Here is a 26,981-nt window from a genome sequence, read left to right on the forward strand (position 1 = left end):
TGCAGGGTAAGTCGTCGGCTCATCCCTTCACCGCCCCCGCGCTGAAGCCGGTGATCAGCCACTTCTGGATGAAGGCGAACACGATCACGACGGGTACGGCCGCGATGATGCCGCCCGCGGCGAGCGCGCCGAGGTCGACGCTGTCCGCGCTCATCAGGGTGTTGAGCCCGACCGGAATCGTCTGCTTGCCCTGGTCGGAGAGGAACATCAGGGCGAACAGGAAGTGGTTCCAGGCGTGCACGAAGGCGAAGGAGCCGACGGCGATCAACCCGGGCCGCAGCAGCGGGAGTACGACGATCCGGAAGGCGGTGAAGCGGTTGCAGCCGTCGACCCAGGCGGCCTCCTCCAGGGAGTAGGGCACGTTCCGGATGAACCCGCTGATGAGGATCATCGACAGCGGCAGCTGGAAGACGGTCTCCGCGATGACCACGCTGGACAGCGAGTTGATCATCCGCAGGTTGGCGAAGATCTCGAAGAGCGGGACAAGGAGCAGGGCGCCCGGCACGAACTGCGTGCACAGCAGCGCGAGCATGAAGGTCCGCTTGATCCGGAAGTCGAACCGGGCGAGGGCGTAGCCGCCGGCGAGGGCGACCAGGGTCGTCATCACCAGCGTGGAGACGCCCACCAGCACGCTGTTCTGGAAGTAGGTGCCGAACGCCCGCTCGTTCCAGACCTTTTCGAAGTGCTCGAAGGTCATCGGCCACGACACCAGGGAGGTCGAGCCGGCCGGGCGCAGGGCGAAGAGGAGGATCCAGTAGAACGGGATCAGAGTGAAGACCAGGTAGATCGACAAGGGGACGTAGATCTGCCAGCGGGGTGCCTCGTCCCAGGCGCGGCGGCGGCCACGCGGGCCGACCGGCGGGGGCTCCACACGCTCGGGAGCGGGTGCGATCTCGGTGATCACTTCTGGCCACCTCCGAACTTGCTCAGCCGCAGATAGACGATCGAGCAGAAGAGCAGGATCACGAACGCGACCGTGGTCAGGGCCGAGGCGTAGCCGAAGTTGTGGGCGTCCACGCTGGTGTTGGCGATGTAGAGCGGCAGGGTCGTGGTCTCGCCGGCCGGTCCGCCGCCGGTGAGGGTGTACAGCAGGTCGACGTTGTTGAACTCCCACACCGCGCGCAGCAGCGTCGACAGCACGATGGCGTCCTTGAGGTGGGGCAGCGTGATGTGCCAGAACTGCTGGAGGCGGCGCGCCCCGTCGACCTCGGCGGCCTCGTACAGGTCCTTCGAGACGGACTGGAGGTCGGCGAGGATGAGGATCGCGAAGAAGGGCACCCCGCGCCACAGGTCGGCGACCACGGCTGCCGGGAAGACCGTCGAGGTGTCCGAGAGCCAACTCGTGCCGTAGGAGCCGATGCCCAGGTCCGCGAGGTAACGGGTCACTCCTGTCTGGGAGTTGTAGAGCAGCACCCAGATCGCGGAGGTCAGCACGCCGGAGACGGCCCACGGGGAGAACACCAGCGCGCGGCCGACGGCCCGCCCGACGAAGGTCTGGTTGACGATCAGCGCCAGCGCCAGGCCGAAGAGCAGTTGGAGTCCCACCTCGACGACGACCCATTTGGCGCTGAAGGTCAGGGTGTCCCAGAACTGCGGGTCGTCGGTGAAGGCGTGCACGAAGTTGTCGAGGCCCGCGTAGCCGTTGCGCCACGGCTTGGTGGGGTTGTAGTTCTGCAGGCTGTAGTAGAAGACGCTGATCACCGGGTAGGCGATGAAGCCCAGCATCAGCAGCGCGGCCGGGGCGATCAGCAGGTAGGGCAGCCTGCGGGGCGTGGCGGAGGCACGGCGTCGCCGGGGTGGCCCGGGCGGTTTCGCCACGGCTGCGGCTTGGGCCATGACTGTTCTCCGTTCCAGTGGGGCGGGTGCAGCGGGTACAGGAAGCGCTTGCTCGACGGGCATGCGAAACGGGCGTGCGGGAGATGGGGTGCTCAACCGGCGTACGGGTCCGGCACCTGGCCCGGCCGGGCCAGGAACTCGAAGTCGCAGCCGGTGTCGGCCTGGGTGATCTGCTCGTTGTAGAGCGCGCCGTAGCCGCGCTCGTAACGGGTCGGCGGCGGTGTCCAGTCCGCCCGGCGCCGCGCCAACTCCTCGTCGTCCACATGGAGATGGAGGGTGCGTGCCTCGACATCGAGGGTGATCGGATCCCCGGTGCGGACCAGCGCCAGCGGCCCGCCGACGTACGACTCGGGCGCCACGTGCAGCACGCAGGCGCCGTAACTCGTGCCGCTCATGCGGGCGTCGGAGATCCGGACCATGTCCCGGACACCCTGCTTGAGCAGATGGTCGGGGATCGGCAGCATGCCGTACTCGGGCATACCGGGGCCGCCCTTGGGACCTGAGCCGCGCAGCACGAGCACGCTGTCGGCGGTGATGCCCAACTCCGGGTCGTTGATGGTGCGTTGCAGGGTGCGGTAGTCGTCGAAGACGACCGCGGGACCGGTGTGCTTGAGCAGGTGCGGTTCGGCGGCGATGTGCTTGATGACGGCGCCGTCCGGGCAGAGGTTGCCCCGCAGCACGGCCACCCCGCCCTCGCTCGCGACCGGGTTGTCGCGCGGCCGGATGACGTCGTCGTCGTGCACCCGGGCGCCTTCCAACTGCTCGCGCAGGGTGTCGTACGAGACCGTCGGCCGGTCCAGGTGGAGCAGGTCCGGGATGCGGGAGAGGAAGCCGGGCAGCCCGCCGGCGAAGTGGAAGTCCTCCATGAGGTACGTCCGTCCGCCGGGCCGTACGTTGGCCAGCACCGGCACCGTGCGGGCGACGCGGTCGAAGTCGTCGAGGGTGAGCCGGACGCCGGACCGGCCCGCCATCGCGATCAGATGGATCACGGCGTTGGTGGAGCCGCCGAGGCCGAGCACGGTGGTGACGGCGTCCGCGTAGGCGTCCCGGGTGAGGATGTCGCTCAACTTCCGGTCCCGGTGGACCAGTTCGACGATACGGAGGCCCGCGGCGGCGGCCATCCGGTCGTGCCCGGAGTCGACGGCCGGGATGCTGGACGCGCCCGGGACCGTGACGCCGAGCGCCTCGGCGGCGGCGGTGAGCGTGGACGCCGTACCCATCGTCATGCAGTGCCCGGGCGAACGGGCCAGGCCGCTCTCCAGTTCGCTCAGCTCGCAGTCGCCGATGAGGCCTGCGCGCTTGTCGTCCCAGTACTTCCACATGTCGGTGCCGGAGCCGAGGACTTCGCCCCGCCAGTGGCCGGGGAGCATGGGCCCCGCGGGCACGAAGACGGCGGGCAGGTCGACGGAGGCGGCGCCCATGAGGAGGGCGGGCGTGGACTTGTCGCAGCCGCCCATCAGGACGGCGCCGTCGACCGGGTAGGACCGCAGCAGTTCCTCGGTCTCCATCGCGAGGAGGTTGCGGTAGAGCATCGGGGTCGGCTTCTGGAAGGTCTCGCTGAGGGTGGAGACCGGGAACTCCAGCGGGAATCCGCCGGCTTGCCACACCCCGCGCTTCACGGCCTGCGCGCGGTCGCGGAGATGGACGTGGCAGGGGTTGATGTCCGACCAGGTGTTGAGGATCGCGATGACGGGCTTGCCGAGGTGCTCCTCGGGGAGGTAGCCGAGTTGGCGGGTGCGGGCGCGGTGGCTGAAGGAACGCAGGCCGTCGGTGCCGTACCACTGATGGCTTCTGAGGTCCTGCGGCGACTTGGTAAGCGGTGTGCTGACGGGCGCGTTCATATCGACCACCCGGCGGCTATCGCGGCGACCTCGGGGCGCTCGCTCTCGGGCAGGGGTTTGCTGGGAGGCCGTACGTCACGGCGGCACAGGCCGAGGGACGCAAGCGCTTCCTTGACGATCGTGACGTTGTTGGCGGAGCCGTTCTCCGCACGCAGTTCCTCGAACCGGCGGATCTGCTCCCACACCTTCATCGCCCCTGGGTAGTCCCCTGATCGAAGCGCTTCGATCATGTTCAGCGAAACGGCCGGGGCGACGTTCACGAGCCCGGAGGTGAAGCCGGTGGCGCCCGCCGAGAAGTAGGAGGGCGCGTACGGTTCGGCGAGACCGGCCACCCACACGAAGCGTTCGAGTCCCGCGTCCCGGGCGAAGGCGGCGAAGCGGGCCGCGTCCGGGACGGCGTACTTGACGCCGATGACGTTCGGGCAGTGGTCGGCGAGTTCGGCGAGGCGGGCGCCGGGCAGCTGGGCGTTGCGGATGTACGGGACGACGCCCAGGTCGGGCACGGCCTCGGCGATGGCGCGGTGGTAGTCGACCCAGCCGCCCTGGGAGACGTACGGGTGGACGGGCTGGTGGACCATCACCATGTGGGCGCCGCGGTCCCGGGCGTGCCGCGCGGAGGCGATGGCGGTGGGGACGTCGTGGCCGACGCCGACGAGGATCGCGGCCCGTGCGCCCGCCTCGTCGAGGGTCGACTCCGTGACGAGCTGCCGCTCTTGAGGGGACAGGGCGTAGAACTCACCGGTGTTCCCGTTGGGCGTGAGGATACGGACCCCGCCGTCGAGCAGGCGGCGCAGCAGGGCCCGGTGGGCGTCCTGGTCGACGGTGCCGTCCTCGGCGAAGGGGGTCACCGGGATCGCCACGACGTCGGCGAGGGCCGCCCGTTGGATCTCGAACGCCGCCGTCATGCCCGACCGCCCTCTCCCCGGAACTCCGACTCGGCGTCGGGGAAGGCCCGTTGCACGAACGACTCGATGTGGGCGTGCAGCGCGGTCGCCGCGGCGTCCGCGTCACCGTCGAGGGCGAGCCGCAGGATCTCCCGGTGTTCGCCGGCCTCCCGTTCCCAGGAGGGCGAGGCGGCCCAGGCGACCGCCGAGACGAGGGCGGCCTGGTCGCGGACCTCGTCGAGCATCCGGCCGAGCAGCGGGTTGCCGCACGGCAGGTACAGGGCGCGGTGGAACTCCCGGTTGGCGAGGGAGCGTTCGGCGGTGTCGGTGGCCTCGTCGGCGCGGGTCAGGGCGTCGCGCGCTGCGTCCAGGGAGGCACCGAGCCGTACGGCCCGCCGGAGCGCCTCGGGTTCGAGCAGCAGCCGTACGTCGTACACCTCACGCGCCATGTCCGCGTCCACCATGCGCACCGTGACGCCCTTGTACTGGTTCATCACGACGAGCCCGGTACCGGCCAGGGTCTTGAGCGCCTCGCGCACGGGGGTCTTGGACACCCCGAACGACGCGGCCAGCTCCGTCTCGACCAGGGCCTGACCCGGCGTCAACTGCCCGGTGAGGATGCGGCGTTTGATCTCCTCCAGCACGTACTGCGTGCGGGACGGGATCGGGATGGGCACAGAGGTCATGCGCGCCTCTCGGATCTCACATATCGCGTCTCATATATGACGTACGAAGTACGACGCGTTGAAGCTAGGAGCGGCCAGATGTTTCGTCAATGCTTCGGACAAAGGAAGTCGGGATCGCCGGGCTACCCTGCCTCGACCACATCTCGGAGGGGAGGGCGGAAATGACCTTCGCGCCGTTGCCCGGTCGGCCGCGCGGCCACCGTTCGGCGTTCCATCCGCAACTGGCCGAACTGGCCCGGCTCGTCGACGTCGAACTCCCCGTTCCGATGTCCTACGAGCGGGAGTGGCGCGGGCAGGCGCGGTCAGCTTTCCGGAAGGCCCTGCGCGCCGCGGATACCTTGCCGGAGCAGCTCTTCGACCCGCTGGTACGCACCGCGATCCTCGACCCGGACCCCAGCCACAACCGGATGTTCGTCGAACCCGCCATCACGGCGTTCGGCCGTCGGCGGGTACTGACGGCACTGATCGCGTACTTGCGAACGGGAACGAATCCGGAGCGTGCCGGAGCGGCCCGCGCGTGGTACTGGGCATGGGCGCCGGTGAGGCCCCGCGCCGGGCAGATGCACGTGCCGGCGTCCGAGCTCCGTGCTGACCCCGACGCACTGGCCGACCTCAGCGCCACGTGGCGCGAGGCCGCACTGCGCGAGTTCATCTCGAACGAGGACCTCGACGTGCGCCGCTGCATCCTCCCCCTGCTCTCGCTCACCCCCGCCTCGTATCCCGCCGACCTGCACGACCTGGTGGCCGAGGCGGTGCACATCGCCCGCACGCACCCCGACGAGTACCTGCGCCACCGGGTGGAGATCCAGGTCAGGGACTAGTGCTTCTCCGGCGACCTCGCAGCACCACCGGATCCGGCCGACGTGCTCTCGTCCGCCGTCAGCGCGGCAAGTCGCGCCCGCACCGCCCGTCGGTGTCGCCGTACGCCCAACGGCCGTGACCACGCATCCGGTTGAGCCCTGCGGTCAGCGCTCCCACCCCGGGTCCCGTCCGCTCAGACCCACCGCGCGGTCCAGCAGGGGCGCGTCCGCCGGTACCGGGACCACCGGGCCGAAGATGCCGCCGCCGCGGCTCGGGTCCTCGGCGGCGGCGAGCAGGAAGTCGTGCGCGACCCGGAGCGCGGCCGGGTCGGGCTCGTAGGGCTGACCGGTGGCGCGGGCCAGGTCCCAGCCGTGGATGACCAGTTCGTCGACGGCGACGGCACCGGCGATCTCGCCCGGCAGGTCCAGGCCGCCCGTGCGGGTCATGCCGGTCCACGCGGCCGGATCGCGCCAGGCGTCGGCGAGTTCGTCGAGCGCCTTGGGCAACTCCTCGCGCCAGCCGGGCCCGATGTCCGGCACGGCGTCGTTCGGGTTGGTGTCGGTCGTGGCGCCCAGTTCCTTGCGACCGGCGTCGCGGAAGGCGACGGACAGCCCGGCGACGTGCCCCAGGAGGTTGCGCACGGCACTCTCCGGACAGGGCGTCCGGTCCGCCAGCTGTCCGTCGGTGATGCCGTCGGCGAGCCGGGCGATCACGCGGGCCTGCGGTCCGAGGTCGAGGGGGAGGTCGGTCATGGGCTGCTCCTCACGGTTCACCGGCGATCCACGCGTGGCTCTCGGCGCCCGCTTCGCGGATCTCTTCGTGGGGTGGACCGGTCCCGCCCCCGAAACTCATCGGGCCCCACGCCACCACTCGCGCGGATAGGGCACTTGCCCGATCCCGCCGCCGGCTCCTTAGACCCACGATGGCCAGGCATGACGACATCGAGATGGACGGCGGCTCGGGTCCTGCGGGACCGCTCCGCGGGGCTGTACCTGGCCGGGGTCGTGGTCTCCGGGTTCGGTACCTCCGCGCTGTGGCTGGTGTCGGGCGTGTGGGTCAAGGAGCTGACCGGCTCGGACGGACTGGCCGCGCTCTGCCTGGTCGCGATGTGGCTGCCCACCCTCGCCGGCCCCCTGCTCGGCACGCTCGCCGACCGCACCCGCCGCAAACCCCTGCTGATCGGCGCGAACCTCCTCCTGGCCGCCCTCCTGCCCACCCTTTTCGCCGTCGACTCCCCCGGCCGCCTGTGGCTGCTCTACACGGTCCTCTTCGTCTACGGCGCCACAGGCGTCGTCCACGACGCGGCCGAGTCGGCACTCGTCGCGGCCGCGGTCCCACCGTCCCTGCTCGGCGACTTCAACGGCCTGCGCATGACGGCGAACGAGGGCATGAAGCTGGTCGCCCCACTGGCCGGCGCGGGCCTGTTCGCGGTGTACGGCGGCCCTGCCGTCGCCCTCCTCGACGCGCTCACGTTCGTCCTGGCCGCGGGCGTGTACGCACGCGTGCCGGTCCGCGAGGACAAGCCCCGCCGCCCCAGCGCCGACTGGCGCGAGCGCACGGCAGAGGGCACCCGCCACCTCTGGACGCACCTCAGGCTGCGCCCGCTGGTCCTGGCGGGCGGCGCCACGATGTTCTGCGCGGGCCTCGGCGGGTCACTCCTCTACGCCGTCATCGACGACCTCGGCCGGCCGCCCTCCTACGCCGGTGTCCTGTACGCCGTCCAGGGCGCCGGCTCGGTCGCCGTGGGGCTGGCCGGCGGGCCGCTCATGCGCCGGCTCGGCGAGCGCCGGTTCGCGGTGGCCGGCATCGCCCTCACAGGGCTCGCGGTGGCGGCCCGGGCGGTCCCGGCCGACGCGGTGGTCCTGGCGAGCAGCGCGGCGAGCGGGGCGGGGCTGCCCTGCGTGCTGATCGCCGCGCTGACCCTCGTACAGCGCGAGACACCGGACGCCCTGCTGGGCCGCACGACCGCGACCGCCAACACCCTGATGTTCACGCCGAACGTGCTCGGGCTGGCGCTGGGCGCGGCCCTGGTCGAAGTGACCGACCACCGGATGGTGCTGGCGATCCTTGGCGTGGCGCTGCTGACGACGGCCGGCTGTCTGACTCGCACCCGACGGACACCGAAGGCGCCCCTTTCAGATCACCTTCCGACGTCGACAACCACCTGACTCACGACCCGGCGAGCACCGACCGCACGGCCTCCAGGTCACCGTCCGACCCCAACCCCGCGTGATACAGCCGCAGTTCCGTAGCCCCCAGCTCACGCGCGCGTGCCGCGTCGGAGGCGAGCTTCCCCGGACTGCCGCCCATCCCCGACACGACGGTGAAGTTCGCGGCGATCACCGCGTCCTCGCGGCCCTGCTCGGCGAACGGGGTCAGCAGGCCCGTGCCGCCCGCGCAGGGCACGACCACGCCGTCGGTGACCGAGAGAATGTGCGCGGGGTCGACGCCCACGTTCGCGCCGACGTGGTACGTCACCGGGTCGGCGTGCAGCAGGACCTGGAAGCCGTCGGGAGCGGCGGCGCGGACCGCCTCGACCGCCGTCTCCTGGAGCGTGCGGGCCCGTTCGTCGCGCCACGCGCGCGTGGCCACCGCCTTCTCCTCGCCGAGCAGCTTCTCGACGCCCGTCCAGCCTCCGTCGTCCGGCGCACCCCGCCACAGCGGCTCCAGTGACTCCCGTACCGCAGCGGCCAGTTCGTCGGCGTCCAGGCCGCCCCGATCGCCGTAGCCCTCCCGGCACGTGGGGCAGAAGCAGAGCGACATCAGGTACTGGCCGGCGTCGCCGAGGCCGACCCCGGCGGTCTTGTCGTGGGCGTGCAGGTGCTGGAGGCCGTACCAGCCGAGGGATTCGAGTTCGGTGCCGTGCGCGCCGGGCCGGACGGCCGCCTCGGCGGCCAGGTGGACGAGGTACGCGCGCGTGGCGGGCTGGGCGATGCAGGGGGCCCAGGGGTAGCGGTCGCCGTAGGCGTTGACGACCGAGGTGTCCGGATGGTCCGCGCCCAGGCGGGAGTTGTGCGCGAGGACGACCCAGGTGTGCACTTCCAGGCCGGCGTCCGCGAGGGCGGTGGCGGCCTCGCCGTACGCGTCTCCTGGCGCCCAGTCGCCGGCCGGGTACGGCCGCAACTCCCGTCCCTGCCAGCGGTCGTCGGTCGGGTACAGCACGGCCGCGTGTTCCGCGGTGACGATGCGGTGGCGCGGGTGGCGTGGGGTCAGCGCGCGCGTGGAGTGGTACGCGGAGGCCAGCGTCGCCTGCCGTACCCCGAGCCCGGCGATGAACTCGGCGGCCTGCGGGTCCCCGTTGACGTCCCAGGGGTAGACGAACGCCGACGCCTTCACATGTCCTCCTCGACGAGCGCGTACCCGCGCTCGATCAGCTGGGCGAGCTGCTTCACATGTTCCTCCGCCGGTTCGTGCAGCGGCGGGCGGACCTCCCCCACGTCGAGCCCGCGCATCCGGACCCCGGCCTTGACCAGCGAGACGGCGTAACCGCGGCCCTGGGCACGCAGTTCGACGAACGGCCGGTAGAAGCCGTCGAGGAGGCGGTTGGCGGTGGCGTCATCGCCCGAGGCGAGCGCCTGATGGAAGGCGAGGGCGATCTCGGGGACGAAGCAGAAGACGGCGGAGGAGTAGAGCGTGATGCCGATGCCCCGGTAGGCGAGCTGGGTCTGTTCGGCGGTCGGCAGTCCGTTGAAGTAGAGGAATTCGCCGGGCACTTCGGTGCGTACGGTGCTCACGATCCGCTGCATGAGGTCGAGGTCGCCGAGCCCGTCCTTGAAGCCGATGATCCCGTCCGTACGGGCCAGTTCGACCACCGAGTCGGGCGTGAACACGGCGTTGTCGCGCTGGTAGACGATCACCGGCAGTTCGGTGGCGGCGGCCACCTCCCGGTAGTGCCGCAGCAGCCCCTCCTGCCCGGCGACCACGAGGTAGGGCGGCATGGCGAGCAGCCCGTCCGCGCCGGCCCCGGCCGCGAGACGCGCGTAGCGGACGGCGAGGGCGGTGCCGTACCCGGCGCCCGCGACGACCGGCACGCGCCTGTCCGTCGCCTCGACGGCGGCCCGTACGCAGGCCTCGAACTCCTCGGGTGTCAGCGCGTGGAACTCGCCGGTGCCGCAGCAGGCGAAGACGGCCGCGGCCCCCGCCTCGACCCCGCGCCGCACGTGCGCGCGGTACACGTCGAGGTCGACCGAGCCGTCCGGTCCGTAGGCGGTGACGGGGAAGAACAGCGGCCCGCTGGGGATGCTGAGTCGAGCGGCGAGAGGGGCTGGCGTCACGGGCTCTCCCTGGGACAGGCGCGTACGTTCTTCTGATCGATGTCTACATCCCTGAACATCGTCACACTATGGAGCCTGCTCCGGGCCGGTCAAGCGCGCAACCGGGCAACACGGGAACGGGAAAGAGGCAGAAAGAGAGTGGATTCGCCGACTCCGCGCAACACTTGACGAAGCACGTGAGCGATCCTTAGCGTGTCCATGAATGTGAATGCCGTCCATACATGCGCCCGAGGAGATCCGAGGATGCCCGCTCCCCGCACCGTTCTGCTGACCGGCGCCGCCGGCGGACTAGGCACCCTGATGCGGGAGCTGCTCCCGGCCTACGGCTACGAACTGCGCCCGCTCGACGTGCGCCCCGTCGAGGGCGCGCCGGACGCGATCACCGCGGACCTCGCCGACACGGTGGCCCTGCGCGAGGCGGTGCGGGGCGTCGACGCGATCATCCACCTCGCGGGGATCTCCCTGGAAGCCCCCTTCGAGAAGATCCTCAAGGCGAACATCGAGGGGACCTACAACCTGTACGAGGCCGCGCGGGCGGAGGGCGTGGAGCGGGTCGTCTTCGCCTCCTCCAACCACGCGGTGGGCTTCACCCCGCGCCCCGAGGGCGAGGCGCCGCACGAACCGGGCGCGCTGATCCCGATCGACACCCCGCGCCGCCCGGACACCTTCTACGGTCTGTCCAAGTCCTTCGGCGAGGATCTCGCGCAGCTCTACTGGGACCGGCACGGCCTGGAGACGGTGTCGGTGCGCATCGGCTCCTGCTTCCCCGAGCCGTCCAGCGTGCGCATGCTGTCGGTGTGGATGAGCCCGGCCGACGGCGCCCGGCTCTTCCACGCGGCCCTCACCGCGGAGAACGTCGGACACACCGTCGTCTACGGGTCCTCCGCCAACACCCGCCTGTGGTGGGACCTTTCGACCGCGCGGGCGCTGGGCTACGACCCGCAGGACGACTCGGAGCCGTACGCGGAGAAGCTGATCGCCGAACAGGGCGATCTGGACCCGGAGAACGAGGCGCACGCCTACCTGGGCGGCCACTTCGTCAACGACCCGCCGATCTGGCCCTATTGAGCACCCATGAGCACCCGCGTCAGACGAGCCCGTGCCGGCGCAGGAACGCGTCGGCCAGGCCGTCGGTGAACGCCTCGCCGATCGGCTCGTCACTCACCAGCACGCGGTAGTAGAGCGGACCCACGAGCCGGCCCGTCTCCGCCTCGATGTCGAGGTCGGCGGGCAACAGGCCCGCGTCCAGGGCGCGTTGCAGCACCTCCTGATCGCGGAGGCGCTGCGGGCCCAAGCACCTGGAACGGAAGTCGCGGGCGAACGCCGGATCCAGCTGGGCCTGCGCGATCAGCGCCCGGAAGACAGCGCCGGGGTCCGACTCGCCCAGGAACCAGGCCAGTTGGCGCAGGTAGTCACGCAGGTCGCGGGCGAGGTCGCCGGTGTGGGGCGGGGTCAGATCCTCGACGGCATCCTGGAGCAGCGCGTCCATGAGGATGTCCGTCTTGGCGCTCCACCACCGGTAGAGGGTCTGCTTGGCCACCCCGGCCCGTGCCGCGATGCCCTCCATCGTGACGCCCGCGAAGCCCTTCTCGACCAGCAGGTCGTCGGCCGCCTCCAGCACCGCCCGCCGGGCCTCCTCGCTGCGCCCGTGCCGGTTGCCGTGGTGCCGCCGCCCGGGCCCGCCGGTGCCGCCCGCCTCATCGGCGCGCGCAACAGACGCCATCTCGCCTCCTTCGCCCTGGCGATTCCCCACCCCATCGGCCGATCGCCCCGCTGAGGATATTCCCTCTAGAGTTGACGCAACGTTGCGTCTACTCTAGCGCCCATGACACCGACGAACTCCACGACACCCACATCCACCCACTCCCTCGCCGACCCCCGCGTCACGGCCGTCCTCGACCGCCTCTTCGAGGGCGCCGAGCGGGACGGCACCACCGCCGCCCGTATGGACGAGGCCCTCCCCGACGATTTCGGGTCCCTGTCGCCCCAGCAGCAGGCCGACGCGGCGGCCGGCATCTACATGCCGATCTCCGCCGCGGCCGGCACGCTGCTCTACAGCCTGGTCAGGGCCGTGCGTCCGGCCACGGTGGTCGAGTTCGGCATGTCCTTCGGGATCTCCACGCTGTATCTGGCCGCGGCCGTCCGGGACAACGGCACCGGGCGCGTCGTGACCACGGAGCTCAGCGCGGACAAGATCGCCGCGGCCCGCGCGACCTTCGCCGAGGCGGGCCTGGACGACCTGATCACCGTGCTGCCGGGCGACGCCCGCCACACCCTCGGCGCCCTGGACGCTCCCCCGGACCTCCTGCTGCTGGACGGCTGGAAGGACCTGTGCCTGCCCGTTCTGCGCCTGCTGGAGCCGCGCCTGCGCCCCGGCACGCTGGTCGTGGCCGACGATGTCGACCTGCCGAACCTGCGCCCGTATCTCGACCACGTACGTGATCCGGCGAACGGCTACGAGAGCGTCACGTTTCCCGTCGAGGACGGCATGGAGATCAGCTGCCGGCTCTGACCGGCGGCGCGAAAAGGACCCTCTTCGCTGGCGGGCGGGCACCGAACGGGCCCGCCCGCCGGGGCGTTCGGGCAGTCGGCGTGCCCGTTCCCACGCCCTCGGCGGCTGCCGCGCAGGTCCGAGGCGGGCACTCCGCCCGGTAAACGGGCACACACGGGCAGCATCGGACCCGCAACAGACCTGGTCAGTGCCGGACTGCCGCTGTACAACTTCCTCCAAGGGCCGCACCGGGCCCGAACGGGCAAAGGCGCGCGTGGAGAGCAGGTGTCGGCCATGGAAGCGAGAACGGCGGAAGAACGCCAGCGGGAGATCGTGCGGGCCGCGCGTGCCGGCGGATCCGTCGACGTCACCGCGCTCGCCGCCGAGCTGGGCGTGGCCAAGGAGACCGTACGACGGGATCTGCGCGCCCTTGAGGACCACGGTCTGGTCCGCCGTACGCACGGCGGGGCGTATCCCGTGGAGAGCGCCGGGTTCGAGACGACGCTCGCCTTCCGCGCCACCAGTCACGTACCCGAGAAGCGCCGGATCGCGGCCGCCGCGGCCGAGCTGCTCGGGGACGCCGAGACCGTCTTCGTCGACGAGGGCTTCACCCCCCAGCTCATCGCCGAGGCACTGCCCAGGGACCGGCCGCTGACCGTGGTCACCGCGTCCCTGCCGGTCGCGGGCGTGCTCGCCGAGTCGGAGAACACCTCGGTCCTGCTGCTCGGCGGCCGGGTGCGGCACGGCACCCTCGCCACCGTCGACCACTGGACCACCAAGATGCTGGCCGGATTCGTCATCGACCTGGCCTACATCGGCGCCAACGGCATCTCCCGCGAACACGGCCTGACCACGCCCGACCCCGCGGTCAGCGAGGTCAAGGCGCAGGCCATCCGCGCCTCCCGCCGCACGGTCTTCGCGGGCGTGCACACCAAGTTCGGGGCGGTCAGCTTCTGCCGGTTCGCGGAGATCGGCGCACTGGAGACGATCGTCACGAGCACGCTGCTCCCGTCGGCCGAGGCCCACCGCTATTCACTGCTCGGGCCACAGGTCATCCGCGTCTGAAAGCCCCCACCGAAGTCCCCCACCGGTCAGTCACCAGTCAGTCCGAAAGTCCAACTGACACACCTGAGGGCACATCCATGCCCTGATGAACCCTCTTTCTCCCCATACGTCCAGGAGCGATCCATGCGAACCCAGAGCCGACGACGGCCCGCGCGAGCCACGCTCGCCATGGCCGCCGCAGGGACGCTGCTCGCCCCGCTGCTCTCCGGCTGTTGGGTCGGGGCAGGCGGGTCCGGTTCCGGCGGCAACTCCGTCAATGTCCTGATGGTCAACAACCCGCAGATGGTGGAGCTGCAGAAACTCACCGCCTCGCACTTCACCAAGGAGACCGGCATCAAGGTGAACTTCACCGTGCTGCCGGAGAACGACGTCCGCGACAAGATCAGCCAGGACTTCGCCAACCAGGCCGGCCAGTACGACGTGGCGACGCTGAGCAACTACGAGATCCCGATCTACGCCAAGAACGGCTGGCTGCACGAGATGAACTCGTACGTGGCCAAGGACCCCGGCTACGACGAGCAGGACGTCCTCAAGCCGATGCGCCTGTCGCTCACGGCCGACGACGGCAAGCTCTACGGCCAGCCCTTCTACGGCGAGTCGTCCTTCCTGATGTACCGCAAGGACGTGTTCGCCAAGGAGGGGCTGACCATGCCGGCCCACCCCACCTGGACCCAGATCGCCGACCTGGCCGCGAAGGTGGACGGCGCCGAGCCCGACATGAAGGGCATCTGCCTGCGCGGACTGCCCGGTTGGGGCGAGGTGATGGCTCCGCTCACCACGGTCGTGAACACCTTCGGCGGCACCTGGTTCACCAAGGACTGGAAGGCGCAGCTGAACTCCCCCGCCTTCGAGAAGGCGACGAAGTTCTATGTCGACCTCGTCCGCAAGCACGGTGAGTCCGGCGCGGCCCAGTCCGGCTTCGCCGAGTGCCTGAACAACATGACCCAGGGCAAGGTCGCCATGTGGTACGACGCCACCAGCGCGGCCGGCTCCCTGGAGGCCGCGGACTCCCCCGTCAAGGGCAAGCTCGGCTACGCCCCCGCGCCGGTCGAGAAGACCGACTCCTCCGGCTGGCTCTACACCTGGGCCTGGGGCATCCAGAAGGCCTCCCGCAACCCCGACAAGGCCTGGAAGTTCGTCTCCTGGGCGTCCAGCAAGCAGTACGAGGAACTGGTCGGCGAGACCAGCGGCTGGCCCAACGTGCCCGCCGGCAAGCGTGCTTCGACGTACGCGAACGCCGACTACCGCAAGTCCGCCGCCTCCTTCCAGGAGATGACCAAGGAGGCCATCGAGGGCGCCAAGCCCGATGATCCGGGGGTGCAGCCGCGCCCCGCGCCCGGCATCCAGTTCGTCGGCATCCCCGAGTTCACCGACCTCGGCACCAAGGTCTCCCAGGAGATCAGCGCGGCCATCGCCGGACGCCAGTCCGTCGACTCGGCCCTGAAGAAGGCCCAGAAACTCGCCGAGAAGATCTCGAAGGAGTACGAGGGGCGATGAGCGCAACGACAACGGCCCCCCTGGCCGCAACTCCCGTACGCACCACCCACCAACCGCCCGCCCGGCTGCGCGCCTGGGCCACCCGGGCCCCACTGCTGCCCGCCCTGGTCTTCATGATCGTGGTGACCCAGCTGCCGTTCGTGGCGACCCTGGTCATCTCGTTCTTCGACTGGAACGCGCTGTACCCGGACGCCCGCAAGTTCACCGGCGTCGACAACTATCAGGAGGTGCTGACCGACCCGGACCTGCGCCACTCGGTGTGGACGACGGTCCTGCTGACTGTCGCGGTCGTGCTGGTCAGCCTGATCCTCGGGCTGCTGCTCGCACTGCTCCTCGACCGCAAGTTCCGCGGCCGGGGCTTCGTCCGCACGCTGCTGATCGCGCCCTTCCTGGTCGTCCCGGTGGCCGCCGCGCTGCTGTGGAAGCACGTGCTCTACAACCCCGAATACGGGCTCCTGAACGGCCTGTTGCACTACGTCGGCGGGCCGCAGCCGGACTGGATCTCCAACACCCCGCTGCTGGCCGTGGAGGCCTCGCTGGTCTGGCAGTGGACGCCGTTCATGATGCTGATCCTGCTGGCCGGCCTGCAGAGCCGGGACAACGAGCAGATGGAGGCGGCCCGGGTCGACGGCGCGAGCGACTGGCAGGTCTTCCGCTATCTGACGCTGCCGCACCTGCGCCGCTACCTCGAACTCGGCGCGCTGCTGGGCTCGATCTACATCGTGCAGAACTTCGACGCGGTCTTCACCATCACGTCCGGCGGCCTGGGCACCGCCAACCTGCCCTACACCGTCTACCAGACCTTCTACCAGGCCCACGAGAACGGCCTCGCCTCGGCCGCCGGTGTCCTGGTGGTCATCGGTTCGATCATCATCGCGACCTTCGCGCTGCGTGTCGTGTCGTCGCTGTTCCGCGAGGAGGTGTCCCGCGCATGAGTTCCGTCGCCGTACGAACCCCCGCCCGCCGCAAGGGAGTCGGGCTCGGCCTGGTCGCCTGGGTGCTCGGCATCGTCTTCTTCCTGCCCATCGCCTGGATGGCGCTGACGTCCTTCCACTCGGAGACGGACGCGGCGAAGAACCCGCCCGCCTTCGGCGCCTCGCTCACCCTGGACGGCTACCGCGACTTCTTCGGCACCGGCGGCGGCGCGAGCCCCTGGCCGGCGCTGGCCAACTCGGTCGTGGCGTCGGTGGCGTCGACGCTCTTCGTCCTGGTGCTCGCGCTCCCGGCGGCGTACGCGCTGTCGCTGCGGCCGGTGAAGAAGTGGACCGACGTCCTGTTCTTCTTCCTGTCGACCAAGATGCTGCCGGTGGTGGCGGGTCTGCTGCCGATCTACCTGTTCGCCAAGAACACCGACATGCTGGACAACATCTGGCTGCTGGTCATCCTCTACACGTCGATGAACCTGCCGATCGCGGTGTGGATGATGCAGTCGTTCCTGGCCGAGGTCCCGGTCGCGGTGATCGAGGCCGCGCGCGTGGACGGTGCCCGGCTGCCGACGATCCTCACGCGCGTGGTGGCGCCGATCGCCCTGCCGGGCATCGCGGCGACGGCCCTGATCTGCTTCATCTTCAGCTGGAACGAACTCCTCTTCGCCCGAGTCCTCACGGGGGTGGTGGCGGAGACCGCGCCCGTCTTCCTGACCGGCTTCATCACCAGCCAGGGCCTGTTCCTGGCGAAGGTGTGCGCCGCGTCGCTCGTGATCTCCCTGCCGGTGCTCGCCGCGGGGTTCGCCGCCCAGGACAAGCTGGTCCAGGGCCTGTCGCTGGGAGCCGTCAAATGAAGGCCGCCGTCATCGAGTCCGTGGGCCGCGCCGTCGTCACCGAGGTCCCCGACCCGACACCCGGCCCGCGCGAGGTCGTCGTGGAGGTCGCCGCGTGCGGCCTCTGCGGTACCGATCTGCACATCCTCCAGGGCGAGTTCGCGCCCAAGCTGCCGATCGTGCCGGGCCACGAGTTCGCCGGCCAGGTGGTCGGGGTCGGCACCCAGGTCACCGAGCTCGCGATCGGCGACCGGGTCGCGGTCGACCCCTCGCTCTACTGCCACGAGTGCCGTTACTGCCGCGACGGACACAACAACCTGTGCGAGCGGTGGGCCGCGATCGGCGTCACCACGGCGGGCGGCGCCGCCCAGTTCGCGGTGGCGCCCGTCGCGAACTGCGTGAAGCTGCCCGAGCACGTGCGCACCCAGGACGCGGCTCTGGTGGAGCCCCTGTCGTGCGCGGTGCGCGGCTATGACGTCCTCAAGTCGCGCCTGGGCGCACACGTGTTGATCTACGGCTCCGGGACCATGGGCCTGATGATGCTGGAGCTCGCCAAGCGGACCGGCGCGGCCAGTGTCGACGTCGTGGACCTGAACGCGGCCCGCCTGGAGACGGCCGTACGCCTCGGGGTGTCGGGGTCGGCGGCGAACCCGGACGAGCTGGACCGGCCGCAGGGCTGGGACGTCGTGATCGACGCCACGGGCAACGCGGCGGCCATCCAGGACGGCCTGGACCGGGTGTCCAAGGCGGGCACGTTCCTGCAGTTCGGCGTCGCCGACTACGCGACGCGCGTGACCATCGACCCGTACCGCATCTACAACCAGGAGATCACGATCACGGGTTCGATGGCCGTGCTCCACAGCTTCGAGCGGGCGGCGGAGCTGTTCGCCAACGGGGTCCTGGATCCGGAGATCTTCATCAGTGACCGGATCCCGCTGGAGCGGTATCCGCAGGCGCTGGAGCAGTTCGCGGCGGGGGTGGGGCGCAAGATCGTCGTCGTCCCGTAGGGGCCGGTAAAGGACCTGGTGAGGGATCCGAGCCGGGATTTTCGGGGATCGGGCGGATTGGCCGCTTGGTAAGGGAACAGTAAAGCGGCCTCGCTCGTTCTCCGGGCATGACAGCTATGACCCCCGGCTCGAACATCCCTCTCTCCGCCGCCCGCGTCGCGGTGGACGTCGCCGCCCCGGTGCGGCTCGACGTTTCGGGCCTGCTGCTCACCGCCGACGGCAAGGTGCGCTCGGACGACGACTTCATCTTCTACAACCAGCCGACGGGACCGGGTGTGACGTACCGGTCGGGCGGCGGTACGGCACCGGACGCGATCGTCGTCGACACGGCGGCGGTCCCGCCCGGCATCGAGAAGATCGTGGTCACCGCCAGCCCGGACGCCCAGGGCCAGACCTTCCAGGGCATCGAGCCGACGGCCACGATCCGCGGCGCGGACGACAACAGCGTGCTGGCCACGTTCACGCCCCCGCAGCTCGGCAGCGAGACGGCACTGGTGATCGTGGAGATCTACCTGCGCAACGGCGCGTGGAAGGCCCGCGCGGTCGGCCAGGGCTACGCCAACGGCCTCGCCGGCATCGCCACCGACTTCGGCGTCTCGGTGGAGGAGCCGGCCCCGGCGCCGGCCGCCCCGCCGCAGCCGACGCCCACGCTCCAGACGCCGGTGGCCCCGCCGGCCCCGTCGCTGTCCCGCACCCCGCCGCCCCCGGCCGCGCCGCCCGCCGCCGCGGCCCCCGCGCCGGGCACCGGGAAGATCAATCTCGACAAGGGCCGCGTCAGCCTCCAGAAGAACCAGACGGTCTCCCTGGTCAAGGGCGGTCGCCCACTGCTCTCGCAGGTCAAGATGGGCCTCGGCTGGGAGCCGGCCTACCGAGGCAAGGACATCGACCTCGACGCCTCGGTCATCGCCTACGGCCCGCAGCGCAACCACATCGACAGCTGCTACTTCGGCAAGCTGTCGATCCTGAACGGCGCGATCAAGCACTCCGGCGACAACCTCACGGGCGAGGGCGGTGGCGACGACGAGGTGATCGTGGTCGACCTCGGCCGCATCCCCCAGGAGGTCAGCGGCCTGGTCTTCACGGTCAACTCCTTCACCGGCCAGAAGTTCACCGAGGTCGCCAAGGCCTACTGCCGTCTGATCGACGCCGCCACCGGCGAGGAGCTCGTCCGCTTCGACCTCACCAACGCCGAGGCCCAGACGGGCGTCATGATGGCGAAGCTGGTCCGCCAGTTCTCCGGCGAGTGGGACATGACGGCGATGGGCAACTTCGTGAAGTCGCGCACGGTACGCGGGATGGTGAAGCCGGCGGCGCAGTCGCTGTAGGCGGCCCTACGATCGCTGCGGGCGCCCCTTCCGAGGGGCGCCCGGCGTTTCAGTCCCCGGCCGAGGGCCGCAGCCCGTCCGTCAGCAGCGACAGATACCGGCGGATGAACTTCCCCTGGCCGTCGGCCAGTTCGGAAGCCGTGGACACGCCGTGGGCCAGCCGCAGGATCTCGATCGGCTCGACGTCCTGACGCAGTGTTCCCTCCCGCTGGGCCGCCTCGACCAGCCGCTGCGCCGCGCTCTTCATCGAGCCCGCGCAGGCCGTCAACGCGGCCTGGCTGCCGTCCATGACCGCGGAGCCCAACAGGGCCTTCATGCCCCGCACTTGGATCATGCCAAGGCCGACCCAGTACAGCCACTCGACCAGCGCCTCGCCCGGCGGGAGTTCCTTCGCGATCTCGTCCGCGCGGGACGCGAGCGCCTCGATCCGCTCGACGTAGGCAGCCTCAAGGAGCGCCTGCCGGGTCGGGAAGTGCCGGTACAGGGTCCCCGAGCCGACCCCCGCGCGCTTGGCGATGTCGTCGAGCGACGCGTTCTCCCCGCGCTCGGCGAAAGCCTCGGCCGCCACCTTCAGCAGCCTGTCGTAGTTGCGCCGAGCGTCCGCACGCATGGGCCTGACCTGCGTCATCCAGATACTCCTTGCGAACCGGGGACTCTCTCCGTATCTTACCGGGTACTAAACGGAGACAGTCCCCGCTTATCACTGTGTCTGCGCCGGGCAGTCCGTGCTGCCCGGAACGCTATTGCGCCACGCCCGGGGACACCAGACAGGGAGCACCCCATGTCCACCCCGTCCACCACCACGTCCGCTCCACTCTCTTCGCCGCCCCGAGCCGCCCGGCCGGGTTCCGTCCTGCTCGTCGTGGTCACGGCCTACCTGATGGTCGGCGTCGACTCCACCGTCGTCAACGTCGCCCTCCCCGACATCCAGCGCGACCTCAACTTCAGTCCGACCGGACTGTCCTGGGTCCTCAACGCCTACACGCTGGCCTTCGGCGGGCTGCTGCTGCTCGGCGGGCGCGTCGGCGACATCCTCGGCCGGCGCCGGGCCCTCACCGTCGGCGCCCTGCTCTTCGCCCTCTCCTCCCTGCTCGGCGGGCTCGCCGGTGCCGGCGGCTGGCTGCTCGTGGCCCGCGCGGCCCAGGGCGTCGGGGCCGCGCTGATCGCGCCGAGCACCCTCGCGCTGATCACCACCAACTTCCCCGAGGGACCGCGCCGCCACCACGCCCTGAGCATCTACACCTCCATGGCGGCCACCGGCGCCTCCGTCGGCCTGGTGCTCGGCGGCGCGCTCACCACCTGGGCCTCCTGGCGCGGGTCCCTGCTGATCAACGTGCCCATCGGCATGGCCGTCGCCCTCGCCCTGCCCCGCTTCGTCGCCGAGACCCCGCGCCACGCGGGCCGGTTCGACGCGGCGGGCGCACTCACCGGCACGGCCGGGACGAGCTCACTGGTCTACGCGTTCATCCGGGTCTCGGAGAGCGGCTGGACCGACACCCAGGCGCTGCTCGGCTTCAGTACCTCGGCCGCCCTGCTCGCCGGCTTCGTGCTGATCGAGTCCCGCGCCGTCCAGCCGATCATGCCCCTGCGCCTGCTCGCCGACCGCAACCGCGCGGGCGGCTACGCGGGCGTCCTGCTGCTGCCCGCCGGCATGTTCGGCGCCTTCTACTTCCTCACCCTGATCGGCCAACAGGTCCTGGGATTCAGCCCGTTGCGCGCCGGGTTCGCCTTCTTGCCGATGACCGTGGTGATGTTCACGGTCGTGCGCTACGTGCCCCGCCTGCTGGCTCGCTTCGGCGCCAAGCCGGTGCTGCTGACCGGCATGACCCTGCTCGTCACGGCGAGCGCGTGGCTGTGGCGGCTGGAGCCCGGCGACGGATACGCCGCCGGACTGCTGGGCCCGCTGCTGCTGATCGGCCTGGGCGTCGGCCTCAGCTTCATGCCGCTCAACGCCACGATCCTGGCCCGCGTCGAGCCCCGCGAGGCCGGCGCCGCCTCCGGGCTGCTGCAGACCCTGCAGTGGCTCGGCGGCACCCTCGGACTCTCCGTCCTGGTCACGGTGTTCGGCACGGCGACCCGGCACGCCACCGGATCACCGGCCGACATCCTCACCCACGGCGCGGCCCGCGCGTTCGGCGTGGGCGCGCTGATCGCCCTGACCGCCTTGCTGGTGTCGGCGTTCGTGATCACCGGCAGAAAGGCCGAGGTGGCCGCGGAGGCTCCCTAGAACAGCGCGCTGTACGCGTTCAGCGCGGGCTGTCCGCCCAGGTGGGCGTAGAGCACGGTGGAGTCCCGGTCGATCTCTCCGCGCGCGACGAGGTCGACCATCCCGGCCATCGACTTTCCCTCGTACACGGGGTCGGTGACCATGCCCTCGGTGCGGGCCGCGAGGCGCATCGCCTCCAGGGTGGTCTCGTCCGGGATGCCGTAGATCCCGGCGTGGTAGCGGTCGTCGAGTTCGACGTCGTCGATGGTCAACTCGCGCTCGACCCCGATCAGTTGGCCCGTCCGCTGGGCGATGCGGGCCACCTGCTCGCGGGTCTCGGCGGGCTTGGCCGAGGCGTCGATGCCGAGCACGCGACGCTCGCGCCCGCCGGCCTCCTCGATCGCCCGGCACCCGGCGACCATGCCGGCCTGGGTGGAACCGGTCACCGAGCACACCACCACGGTGTCGAAGAAGACGCCCAGCTCCCGCTCCTGCTCGGCGACTTCGTGGGCCCAGTTGGCGAAACCGAGGCCGCCGAGCGGGTGGTCGGAGGCGCCGGCCGGGATGGCGTAGGGCGTGCCGCCGGACTCCTCGACCTCGCGCAGCGCCTGCTCCCAGCTCTCCTTGAAGCCGATACCGAACCCGGCCTTCACCAGTCGTACGTCCGCACCGGCCAGACGGCTGATCAGGATGTTGCCCACCTTGTCGTAGACGGAGTCGGGCCACTCCACCCAGCTCTCCTGTATCAGCACGCACTTGAGCCCGGCGCGGGCGGCGCAGGCGGCGACCTGACGGGTGTGGTTGGACTGCACCCCGCCGATCGAGACAAGGGTGTCGCAGCCCTTGGCGATCGCGTCGGCGACCAGGTACTCCAGCTTGCGGGTCTTGTTCCCGCCGTACGCCACACCGGAGTTGCAGTCCTCGCGCTTGGCCCACAGGGAGGCGCCGCCGAGGTGGGCGGTGAGGCGCTCCAGCGGGTGCACCGGGGAGGGACCGAAGAGGAGCGGGTAACGGTCGTACGAGGAGAGGGACATGCTGCCTCCGGGGTCAGGCGGGATCTACCGGGTCGGCCAGGTCGGCCAGCGTGTGCCAGATGGCGACCGTGACCCGGACCGCGCCCTCGGTGTCACCGTCGGCGCAGGCCTCGATCAGCCGCTCGTGCAGTCCGGCCGAACGACACGAGCCGCCCTCGCCGAAGCGCCGCCGCTCAAGGCGGCGGATGAGCGGGGTGTAGCGGGCGACGGTGGCGGCGGCGGCGCGATTGCCGCTCACCCGCACCAGGACGTCGTGCAGTTCGTCGTCGGCGCGCAGGGCCGCGTCCACGTCACCGCCGGTCACGGCGAGGGCGAACCGGCCGTTGGCCGCGCGCATCTCGTCAAGGTCCGCCGCCCGCAGGCGGGGTACGGCGACCCGGGTCACCAACTCGTGCATGGCGCCGACCACGGCGGCGGCGTCCCGCACCTCGGCGGCCACGACGGGCGTCACCCGCGTATAGCTCTGCGGCTTGCTCTCCAGCAGCCCTTCGTCCACCAGCCGCGAGAACGCCTCCCGCACCGGCGCCCGGGACAGCCCGAGCCGCTCGGCGAGATCGGCATCGCGCACCACGGTGCCGGGCTCGATCTCCCCGGCGACGATGGCGTCACGGATCACTTCGTAGGCGCGGTCCCTGAGGAGGGTGCGCGGAACGGGTCGTAGAGCCTCCATGCACTGAAATGTTAGATGTCAATCTTCCCGAGGGCAAGAGGGGCCTGGGGAGGGCAAGGGAGGGCAAGGGGAGGACATGGAAGTGGCCCGCACCCCCCGTATGAAGTGCGGGCCACGCTCGGGTGCTCAGGCCGTCCAGGGCCAGTCGGCGTCCTGGGCCGCTTCGAGCAGCGGAACCATCCGGAAGGCCGCGTCGCCGAGGCCCCCGAAGGTGTGCCGGTTCGCCTTGCCCGACGGGCCGTGGCCCGCCCGGTACCCGGCGAGGTTCCAGGTGTAGACCGGGACGTGCGCCGGTACCTGCCCGGTCGGGTCACCGTGCCGGTTGTAGGCGTACTGCTCGTCGGTGACGATCAGCACCCGGTCCTGCCCCCGGTAGTGCGCGCGGATCGCCGAGGTGGTGTCGGTGCCGCCCAGGCTGCCGAAGCGGTCCAGGATCTTCAGCACCGACTCGCCCCTGCGGAAGTCCAGCCTCCGGTTGCCGGTGCCGAACTCGACGAGATCCGCGTCCGCCGCCCGCAGCGCGAGCGCCGTACCGAAGATCGCCGCCGCGTCCGCACGGTTGAGCTCCGAACGGTCGGACAGCCGCGCCCACATCGAGCCCGAACGGTCCACAAGGACCAGCGTCCGGCCGGGCAGCGCGGGCACGTTGGCCAGCGAGTGGCCGAGCGCCCGCTCCAGCGGGTACGCCCAGCGCAGCGAGGGCGCGTGGCGGTACGCCGCCAGGTACCGGAAGGGGAACTGCCGCGAGCGCGCGACCTCCGCCGGGTCGCTGATCCGCGCGGCGACCCGCTCCGCGACCTCGTCGGACACACCGGCCTGGTCGAAGTTGCGCAGGTTGCGGACGAGCGCCATGGCGCCCATGGACGGAATGACCGCCTCCCAGGCCGCCTTGTCCATCGGGCCCTGGAGCCAGCCGGCCAGCGCCTCCCACGTCACCCCGGCCTCGGCGAGCCGCTCGGCCCCGCCCTCGGACATGACGACGGCACGCCGGTCCTCGACCGGCAGGCCCATCAGCTCGCGGTGCGCGACCAGCGTCCTGCTGGACGCGGGCGGCACCGCGGTGTCCGGGTGGTGCCGGCGGTCGAGGGCGTACCGGAACAGCTCGCCCTGCCACGGCTTGTCCGGGTCCGGGGCCGCGTGCACGAGGTTGAGGATGTCGCCGAAGCGGTAGCCCTTGGACGCGGTGTCGTACTTCAGCAGCGACGTGCCGCTGTAGAGCCGCTGTACGGCGTCGGCGATCCCGCGCTTGACGGGCTTCGGCACGGCTCGGCCGTACTGGGAGGTCCAGTACGCGAGCAGTTCGCCGGGCTCGTCGGGGCGGCGCACTACGGAGGCCACGACCTGACGGTTCGCCGGGCCGTCGGTGACGCCGGCGTCGAGGCGTGCCTTGACGTACTCGGCGGCGCCCACGATCGAGGCGGTACGCAGGTTGCCCTCGCCGCGCAGCCAGCCGAGCAGGCCCGCGGTCCAGGCCGGGTCCTCGACGGCGAGCCGGCGCACGAGTCGCGCGTAGCGGTCGTCGCGGTCGGTGCCGGTCTCGTAAAAGGTCTGCTGGGACACGAAGTTGGCGATCGCGAGCAGAAAGAGCTCGGAGCGCGCGTCCCGCTCACGGCCACGGCCGCCCTCGTAGGTGCGGAGCACCCGGCCGGTGGAGGTGACGCGGGATACGGGCTGCGCGCGGGCGGCCTTCCTGTTGAATCGAGACATGCTGAATTCCCCCGAAGTCACTGCGGTTTCGGAGGGAGTGCGCGGCAATGGTGGGCGCCCGAGATCGGAGTCGGCGACGGGACTTATCAACCAGCGCGTCTGCCGTTCCGCCACATCGGCCCTTGGCCGATGACGGGATTTGAACCCGCACCCGTATCGCTACGGACTGGATCCCTGAAGTATCCGCTGCCTGCGCACCGGGCACCCACCATGAGCTGCGCCTCCCGAGATCAAGTCGGCCGCGGTGTTGGATTCTTTTTCGAGAAGAAGTAACCGCGTCCTTCGCACCGGGAGGTGCGTGCTGTTGTGATCTCAGAGTAGGAGGCACAGCAGATGGTGGGCGAACGAATTAACTAGCCGCGCTTCTGCCGCTTCCAGGGTCCGGTGATCGCCAGCATGATGCCGGGCGTCTGGATGTTGGCGTACAGCGTCTTTCCGTCGGGCGAGAAGGTGACGCCGGTGAACTCGCTGTACTCGGGCTTCTCCGCGGTGCCGATGTTGAGTTCGTTGCGGGCGATCGGGTAGGTGCGGCCGCTGTCGGTCGCGCCGAACAGGTGCTGGACGCCCTCGCCGTCCTCGGCGATGACGAGGCCGCCGTACGGGGAGACGGTGATGTTGTCCGGGCCGTCGAAGTCGCCGTCCTTGGCGGGGTCCGGGTTGACGCCGATGAGCACCTTCAGCGTCAGGGTGCGGCGCTTGGGGTCGTAGAACCAGACGGCGCCGTCGTGCTGGACGGGGCTCTCGGTGCGGGCGTACGAGGAGACGATGTACGTGCCGCCGTCACCCCACCACATGCCCTCCAGCTTGCGGGCGCGGGTGACCTCGCCGGCGGCGAACTGCTTGCGCACGGAGGTGGTCCTGGCGTCGCGGTCGGGGACGTCGACCCAGTCGACGCCGTAGACCGTGCCGATCTTCGTGGCGCGGGAGAGGTCGTCGATGAACGTGCCGCCGGAGTCGAAGCACTTGAAGGCCTGGAGCGCGCCCGCGTCGTCGGTGAGGGTGCGCAGCTTGCCGCGGCCGTGGTGGAAGTGCTCGGGCGGGGTCCAGCGGTAGAGGAGGCCGTTCGGGTTGGACGCATCCTCGGTCAGGTAGAGGTGGCCGCGCTTGGGGTCGACGACGACGGCCTCGTGGGCGTAGCGGCCAAGTGCCTTGATCGGCTTGGGGTTTCTGTTGGCCCGCCGGTCGGCGGGGTCGACCTCGAAGACGTAACCGTGGTCCTTGGTGAAGCCGTTGGTGCCGGTCTTGTCCTCGGTCTCCTCGCAGGTGAGCCAGGTGTCCCAAGGGGTGTTGCCGCCCGCGCAGTTGGTGGCGGTGCCGGCGATGCCGACCCACTCGGCGACATGGCCGCCGGGGCGGACCTCGACGACCGTGCAGCCGCCGGCCGCGGCCGGGTCGTAGACCAGTCCGTCGATGAGCGGGACCGGGTGCGGCCACTGGGCGCGGGGGCCGGCCAGTTCGTGGTTGTTGACCAGGAGGGTGGTGCCGCGAGGGCCGTCGAAGGTGGACGTGCCGTCGTGGTTGGAGGGCGTGAACTCGCCGGACTCCAGCGTGGTCCGGCCGCTGTAGGTGATGACGCGGTACTTGAAGCCGGCGGGCAGCGCGAGCAGGCCCTTGGGGTCGGCGATCAACGCTCCGTAGCCGACTCCGCCGTGCCCGTGGCCGTGTCCGTTCGCCGACACTCCCTCCGCGTCCTCGACGTCCGTGGACGCGAGGGCGTTCGGTGCCGTGGCCAGCGCGCCGACGGTGCCGGCGAGCGCGACACCGGCACCGGTGACCGCGGATTTGGTGGCGAAGTCCCTGCGACTGAGCGACATGGTGTCTCCTGTGACGGTGAGTATGCCGTGGAGGGTGGCGGACCTCGGGTCGGCGCCACGCTCCCGGCCACGGCTGAACAGGAG

Annotated in this window: 25 protein-coding genes; 11 read left to right on the forward strand and 14 right to left on the reverse strand. The window is 70.8% G+C overall.

Annotated features, from left to right (window positions below):
* Positions 1–19 precede the first annotated feature (19 nt).
* The 5 genes from ACIQI8_RS10245 to ACIQI8_RS10265 all read right to left on the reverse strand — a co-directional run bounded on the left by ACIQI8_RS10245 (position 20) and on the right by ACIQI8_RS10265 (position 5,247).
* Complete coding sequence (locus tag ACIQI8_RS10245; RefSeq protein WP_402346990.1) at positions 20–904, reverse strand: carbohydrate ABC transporter permease; 885 nt, start codon at positions 902–904, stop codon at positions 20–22.
* Positions 901–1,836 (reverse strand): carbohydrate ABC transporter permease, encoded by a 936-nt coding sequence (locus ACIQI8_RS10250; protein ID WP_402346992.1) that lies wholly within the window; start codon positions 1,834–1,836, stop codon positions 901–903. The genes ACIQI8_RS10245 and ACIQI8_RS10250 overlap by 4 nt, the downstream gene beginning before the upstream one ends.
* A 92-nt stretch (positions 1,837–1,928) precedes the next feature.
* The gene (gene araD / locus ACIQI8_RS10255) at positions 1,929–3,677 is read right to left on the reverse strand and encodes an L-arabinonate dehydratase (RefSeq protein ID WP_402346994.1); all 1,749 of its coding nucleotides are present in this window, start codon (positions 3,675–3,677) and stop codon (positions 1,929–1,931) included.
* Complete coding sequence (locus ACIQI8_RS10260; RefSeq protein ID WP_402346995.1) at positions 3,674–4,582, reverse strand: dihydrodipicolinate synthase family protein; 909 nt, start codon at positions 4,580–4,582, stop codon at positions 3,674–3,676. The genes araD and ACIQI8_RS10260 overlap by 4 nt, the downstream gene beginning before the upstream one ends.
* Positions 4,579–5,247, reverse strand: a complete 669-nt coding sequence (locus ACIQI8_RS10265; RefSeq protein WP_402346997.1) for a GntR family transcriptional regulator — start codon at positions 5,245–5,247, stop codon at positions 4,579–4,581. The genes ACIQI8_RS10260 and ACIQI8_RS10265 overlap by 4 nt, the downstream gene beginning before the upstream one ends.
* A gap of 161 nt (positions 5,248–5,408) precedes the next feature.
* Between ACIQI8_RS10265 and ACIQI8_RS10270 the strand changes: the two genes are divergently transcribed.
* Positions 5,409–6,068, forward strand: a complete 660-nt coding sequence (locus ACIQI8_RS10270; protein WP_402346999.1) for a hypothetical protein — start codon at positions 5,409–5,411, stop codon at positions 6,066–6,068.
* A gap of 144 nt (positions 6,069–6,212) precedes the next feature.
* Here the strand turns inward: ACIQI8_RS10270 and ACIQI8_RS10275 are convergent, their stop codons facing one another.
* The gene (locus ACIQI8_RS10275; RefSeq protein ID WP_402347001.1) at positions 6,213–6,800 is read right to left on the reverse strand and encodes a TIGR03086 family metal-binding protein; all 588 of its coding nucleotides are present in this window, start codon (positions 6,798–6,800) and stop codon (positions 6,213–6,215) included.
* 180 nt (positions 6,801–6,980) lie between these two features.
* On the opposite strand from ACIQI8_RS10275, the gene ACIQI8_RS10280 reads away from it, so the two are divergent.
* Positions 6,981–8,216: an MFS transporter gene (locus tag ACIQI8_RS10280; protein ID WP_402347003.1), complete on the forward strand. Its 1,236-nt coding sequence runs from the start codon at positions 6,981–6,983 to the stop codon at positions 8,214–8,216.
* A gap of 1 nt (position 8,217) precedes the next feature.
* Here ACIQI8_RS10280 and ACIQI8_RS10285 read toward each other — a convergent pair whose 3' ends face one another.
* On the reverse strand, positions 8,218–9,384 hold the full coding sequence (locus ACIQI8_RS10285; protein WP_402347005.1) for a hypothetical protein: 1,167 nt from the start codon (positions 9,382–9,384) through the stop codon (positions 8,218–8,220).
* A complete protein-coding gene (locus ACIQI8_RS10290; RefSeq protein WP_402347007.1) occupies positions 9,381–10,322 on the reverse strand; it encodes a 5-dehydro-4-deoxyglucarate dehydratase in 942 nt (313 codons plus the stop codon). The genes ACIQI8_RS10285 and ACIQI8_RS10290 overlap by 4 nt, the downstream gene beginning before the upstream one ends.
* A gap of 243 nt (positions 10,323–10,565) precedes the next feature.
* On the opposite strand from ACIQI8_RS10290, the gene ACIQI8_RS10295 reads away from it, so the two are divergent.
* Complete coding sequence (locus tag ACIQI8_RS10295) at positions 10,566–11,390, forward strand: NAD-dependent epimerase/dehydratase family protein (RefSeq protein WP_402347009.1); 825 nt, start codon at positions 10,566–10,568, stop codon at positions 11,388–11,390.
* A 19-nt stretch (positions 11,391–11,409) separates the two neighbouring features.
* Here ACIQI8_RS10295 and ACIQI8_RS10300 read toward each other — a convergent pair whose 3' ends face one another.
* Complete coding sequence (locus tag ACIQI8_RS10300; protein WP_402347011.1) at positions 11,410–12,045, reverse strand: TetR/AcrR family transcriptional regulator; 636 nt, start codon at positions 12,043–12,045, stop codon at positions 11,410–11,412.
* Positions 12,046–12,147: 102 nt separating this feature from the next.
* Between ACIQI8_RS10300 and ACIQI8_RS10305 the strand changes: the two genes are divergently transcribed.
* The 7 genes from ACIQI8_RS10305 (at position 12,148) to ACIQI8_RS10335 (ending at position 19,466) form a co-directional block, all read left to right on the forward strand.
* Entirely contained in the window at positions 12,148–12,834 is a 687-nt protein-coding gene (locus ACIQI8_RS10305) for an O-methyltransferase (RefSeq protein WP_402347013.1), read from the forward strand.
* A gap of 273 nt (positions 12,835–13,107) precedes the next feature.
* Entirely contained in the window at positions 13,108–13,878 is a 771-nt protein-coding gene (locus ACIQI8_RS10310) for a DeoR/GlpR family DNA-binding transcription regulator (RefSeq protein ID WP_402347015.1), read from the forward strand.
* Positions 13,879–14,001: 123 nt separating this feature from the next.
* Positions 14,002–15,375 carry an ABC transporter substrate-binding protein gene (locus ACIQI8_RS10315; RefSeq protein ID WP_402347017.1) on the forward strand — a complete coding sequence of 458 codons (1,374 nt, stop codon included), beginning with the start codon at positions 14,002–14,004 and terminating at the stop codon, positions 15,373–15,375.
* Positions 15,372–16,310, forward strand: a complete 939-nt coding sequence (locus ACIQI8_RS10320; RefSeq protein ID WP_402347019.1) for a carbohydrate ABC transporter permease — start codon at positions 15,372–15,374, stop codon at positions 16,308–16,310. The genes ACIQI8_RS10315 and ACIQI8_RS10320 overlap by 4 nt, the downstream gene beginning before the upstream one ends.
* Entirely contained in the window at positions 16,307–17,155 is an 849-nt protein-coding gene (locus tag ACIQI8_RS10325) for a carbohydrate ABC transporter permease (protein WP_402347021.1), read from the forward strand. The genes ACIQI8_RS10320 and ACIQI8_RS10325 overlap by 4 nt, the downstream gene beginning before the upstream one ends.
* Positions 17,152–18,141 (forward strand): zinc-dependent alcohol dehydrogenase family protein, encoded by a 990-nt coding sequence (locus ACIQI8_RS10330; RefSeq protein ID WP_402347023.1) that lies wholly within the window; start codon positions 17,152–17,154, stop codon positions 18,139–18,141. The genes ACIQI8_RS10325 and ACIQI8_RS10330 overlap by 4 nt, the downstream gene beginning before the upstream one ends.
* Before the next feature lie 116 nt (positions 18,142–18,257).
* A complete protein-coding gene (locus ACIQI8_RS10335) occupies positions 18,258–19,466 on the forward strand; it encodes a TerD family protein (protein ID WP_402350342.1) in 1,209 nt (402 codons plus the stop codon).
* A 49-nt stretch (positions 19,467–19,515) separates the two neighbouring features.
* Here ACIQI8_RS10335 and ACIQI8_RS10340 read toward each other — a convergent pair whose 3' ends face one another.
* The gene (locus tag ACIQI8_RS10340; RefSeq protein ID WP_402347025.1) at positions 19,516–20,094 is read right to left on the reverse strand and encodes a TetR/AcrR family transcriptional regulator; all 579 of its coding nucleotides are present in this window, start codon (positions 20,092–20,094) and stop codon (positions 19,516–19,518) included.
* Positions 20,095–20,247: 153 nt separating this feature from the next.
* On the opposite strand from ACIQI8_RS10340, the gene ACIQI8_RS10345 reads away from it, so the two are divergent.
* The gene (locus ACIQI8_RS10345) at positions 20,248–21,693 is read left to right on the forward strand and encodes an MFS transporter (protein WP_402347027.1); all 1,446 of its coding nucleotides are present in this window, start codon (positions 20,248–20,250) and stop codon (positions 21,691–21,693) included.
* Here ACIQI8_RS10345 and ACIQI8_RS10350 read toward each other — a convergent pair.
* The 4 genes from ACIQI8_RS10350 to ACIQI8_RS10365 all read right to left on the reverse strand — a co-directional run bounded on the left by ACIQI8_RS10350 (position 21,690) and on the right by ACIQI8_RS10365 (position 26,897).
* A complete protein-coding gene (locus ACIQI8_RS10350) occupies positions 21,690–22,706 on the reverse strand; it encodes a 1-aminocyclopropane-1-carboxylate deaminase (protein ID WP_402347029.1) in 1,017 nt (338 codons plus the stop codon). The two genes, ACIQI8_RS10345 and ACIQI8_RS10350, sit on opposite strands and share 4 nt — an antisense overlap.
* Before the next feature lie 13 nt (positions 22,707–22,719).
* On the reverse strand, positions 22,720–23,376 hold the full coding sequence (locus ACIQI8_RS10355) for a GntR family transcriptional regulator (protein WP_402347031.1): 657 nt from the start codon (positions 23,374–23,376) through the stop codon (positions 22,720–22,722).
* A gap of 126 nt (positions 23,377–23,502) precedes the next feature.
* Positions 23,503–25,083 carry a TROVE domain-containing protein gene (locus ACIQI8_RS10360; RefSeq protein ID WP_402347033.1) on the reverse strand — a complete coding sequence of 527 codons (1,581 nt, stop codon included), beginning with the start codon at positions 25,081–25,083 and terminating at the stop codon, positions 23,503–23,505.
* 353 nt (positions 25,084–25,436) lie between these two features.
* Positions 25,437–26,897: an alkaline phosphatase PhoX gene (locus ACIQI8_RS10365; RefSeq protein ID WP_402347035.1), complete on the reverse strand. Its 1,461-nt coding sequence runs from the start codon at positions 26,895–26,897 to the stop codon at positions 25,437–25,439.
* Positions 26,898–26,981 lie beyond the last annotated feature (84 nt).

The organism is Streptomyces sp. NPDC092369 (genome assembly GCF_044755245.1).
In the GTDB taxonomy this organism is placed as follows: domain Bacteria; phylum Actinomycetota; class Actinomycetes; order Streptomycetales; family Streptomycetaceae; genus Streptomyces.

Bases quoted from the DNA above. Each gene is read 5' to 3' on its own strand.
- ACIQI8_RS10250 (WP_402346992.1), bottom strand. From the start codon at position 1,836: ATGGCCCAAGCCGCAGCCGTGGCGAAACCGCCCGGGCCACCCCGGCGA.
- araD (WP_402346994.1), bottom strand. From the start codon at position 3,677: ATGAACGCGCCCGTCAGCACACCGCTTACCAAGTCGCCGCAGGACCTC.
- ACIQI8_RS10260 (WP_402346995.1), bottom strand. From the start codon at position 4,582: ATGACGGCGGCGTTCGAGATCCAACGGGCGGCCCTCGCCGACGTCGTG.
- ACIQI8_RS10265 (WP_402346997.1), bottom strand. From the start codon at position 5,247: ATGACCTCTGTGCCCATCCCGATCCCGTCCCGCACGCAGTACGTGCTG.
- ACIQI8_RS10270 (WP_402346999.1), top strand. From the start codon at position 5,409: ATGACCTTCGCGCCGTTGCCCGGTCGGCCGCGCGGCCACCGTTCGGCG.
- ACIQI8_RS10275 (WP_402347001.1), bottom strand. From the start codon at position 6,800: ATGACCGACCTCCCCCTCGACCTCGGACCGCAGGCCCGCGTGATCGCC.
- ACIQI8_RS10280 (WP_402347003.1), top strand. From the start codon at position 6,981: ATGACGACATCGAGATGGACGGCGGCTCGGGTCCTGCGGGACCGCTCC.
- ACIQI8_RS10295 (WP_402347009.1), top strand. From the start codon at position 10,566: ATGCCCGCTCCCCGCACCGTTCTGCTGACCGGCGCCGCCGGCGGACTA.
- ACIQI8_RS10300 (WP_402347011.1), bottom strand. From the start codon at position 12,045: ATGGCGTCTGTTGCGCGCGCCGATGAGGCGGGCGGCACCGGCGGGCCC.
- ACIQI8_RS10305 (WP_402347013.1), top strand. From the start codon at position 12,148: ATGACACCGACGAACTCCACGACACCCACATCCACCCACTCCCTCGCC.
- ACIQI8_RS10310 (WP_402347015.1), top strand. From the start codon at position 13,108: ATGGAAGCGAGAACGGCGGAAGAACGCCAGCGGGAGATCGTGCGGGCC.
- ACIQI8_RS10315 (WP_402347017.1), top strand. From the start codon at position 14,002: ATGCGAACCCAGAGCCGACGACGGCCCGCGCGAGCCACGCTCGCCATG.
- ACIQI8_RS10320 (WP_402347019.1), top strand. From the start codon at position 15,372: ATGAGCGCAACGACAACGGCCCCCCTGGCCGCAACTCCCGTACGCACC.
- ACIQI8_RS10325 (WP_402347021.1), top strand. From the start codon at position 16,307: ATGAGTTCCGTCGCCGTACGAACCCCCGCCCGCCGCAAGGGAGTCGGG.
- ACIQI8_RS10330 (WP_402347023.1), top strand. From the start codon at position 17,152: ATGAAGGCCGCCGTCATCGAGTCCGTGGGCCGCGCCGTCGTCACCGAG.
- ACIQI8_RS10335 (WP_402350342.1), top strand. From the start codon at position 18,258: ATGACCCCCGGCTCGAACATCCCTCTCTCCGCCGCCCGCGTCGCGGTG.
- ACIQI8_RS10340 (WP_402347025.1), bottom strand. From the start codon at position 20,094: ATGACGCAGGTCAGGCCCATGCGTGCGGACGCTCGGCGCAACTACGAC.
- ACIQI8_RS10345 (WP_402347027.1), top strand. From the start codon at position 20,248: ATGTCCACCCCGTCCACCACCACGTCCGCTCCACTCTCTTCGCCGCCC.
- ACIQI8_RS10350 (WP_402347029.1), bottom strand. From the start codon at position 22,706: ATGTCCCTCTCCTCGTACGACCGTTACCCGCTCCTCTTCGGTCCCTCC.
- ACIQI8_RS10355 (WP_402347031.1), bottom strand. From the start codon at position 23,376: ATGGAGGCTCTACGACCCGTTCCGCGCACCCTCCTCAGGGACCGCGCC.
- ACIQI8_RS10360 (WP_402347033.1), bottom strand. From the start codon at position 25,083: ATGTCTCGATTCAACAGGAAGGCCGCCCGCGCGCAGCCCGTATCCCGC.
- ACIQI8_RS10365 (WP_402347035.1), bottom strand. From the start codon at position 26,897: ATGTCGCTCAGTCGCAGGGACTTCGCCACCAAATCCGCGGTCACCGGT.